This window comes from Actinomadura sp. (assembly GCF_044508335.1).
Classification (GTDB): Bacteria; Actinomycetota; Actinomycetes; order Streptosporangiales; family Streptosporangiaceae; genus Spirillospora.
This window is the reverse complement of the sequence record NZ_JBIQHY010000034.1, coordinates 30,193-31,433: the sequence shown is the minus strand read 5'-3', so window position 1 is coordinate 31,433 and position 1,241 is coordinate 30,193. Positions and strand designations below refer to the sequence as shown.

The 1,241-nt window shown below is 81.1% G+C and carries 1 protein-coding gene; it reads left to right on the top strand.

All coding sequences use genetic code 11. The features are described from left to right. The first annotated feature begins 469 nt into the window (after positions 1-469). Complete coding sequence (locus tag ACIWVC_RS14735) at positions 470-1,051, top strand: hypothetical protein (protein WP_396454233.1); 582 nt, start codon at positions 470-472, stop codon at positions 1,049-1,051. The last annotated feature ends 190 nt before the right edge of the window (positions 1,052-1,241 follow it).

Sequence of the window (1,241 nt, the reverse complement as noted above, 5' to 3'; positions counted from 1 at the left end):
GCCTGCCGCCGCGCCCCGGCCGCGTCCGCCCGGACCCGAGCCGCGCCCCGCCGCGCCGGCTCCGCGCGCCCCCGCGCGGGGGCCGGCCGTCCGCCGCCCCGACGAACGGCACGCGCCGTCCCCGGCACCGCGCGGCGACGTCCCAGGACGCGCTCCTCAGCCGGCCCCGCGACCGAAAGCCCTGCCCCCGGTTCCGGAGGAGCCGCCTGCCGCCGCGCCCCAGCGCCTGGACGCACCCGGCCGGAGCGCACCGCCACCGCGTCCGAGCACCCCGGCGCCCGCCCCGAGCGCGGAGGCCCGGCAGGCGGAGGCGGCCCGCGAGCCGCGTCCGCCCGCGCCGGTCCGCCCGCGCGAGGAGGGAGGCGGCCCGGTGCCCGGGGCGAGCCAGCCGCCGGCGCGCCCCCGCACTCCTCCGCCTCCCGTCCCTCCGCCTGCCGCCGAAGAGCGGCCGCCGGAGCCCCGGCCTCCCGTGCGGCGGCCCGCGAATGCCCCGCCGCGCAGGCTGGACGCGCCGCGGCTCGATCCCCGCGAGGACGAGCCGCATGAGGGCGCGCCGCATGAGAGCGGCCTACCGCCCCGGCGGCTGGACGCCGTGAACCGGGCGCCGCACGCCGAGGAGCCGGGCCGTGCCGCGCCGCCCCGGCGCCTGGACGCGGCAGGACGGGACCGGCCCGAAACCCGGGGCGAGCCGGAGCCGTCCGACATCCCCTCGATCTGGGGCAGGCCCGGCGCGAGACCGCTGGCGCCCCCGGCGCCTCCGGAGCCCCAGGCACCGCCTGAGCCGCAGGCGTCGCCGGAGCCGGCGGAGACGCGGGAGCCGGCGCGGAAGGCGGCTCCCGCGCAGGTCCGGCGCGGGCAGTCCATCGCCGGCTACAAGCGCCCCGAGCTGGTCGAGATCGTCGGACGCATCGCCGAACGCGAACCCGACCTCACCGATGACCAGATCGTCGAGCTGGTCGCGCGGCTCCTCGACTGCCCCGAGGACGAGGCGCTCCTCGTCGGCGCCCGGCTCCGCTTCGCCGTCCAGATGTACCGCCAGCGGCCCCGCTGACCGCGGAGAGGCGCCGTGCACAGCCCGGAATCGGTGAAGGCGCTGCAGGAGCGGGCGGCCCGCGCCCAGCCGGCGGAACGCGTCGAGGACGTCGGCGGATAGTGGCTGCGCCTCGCGCCGCAATGCTCGTGGTGGGTGGGAACGGTCCTGCCGCACGGCGGCGCCGGCCCGGACGACGTGCGCCGCAGGG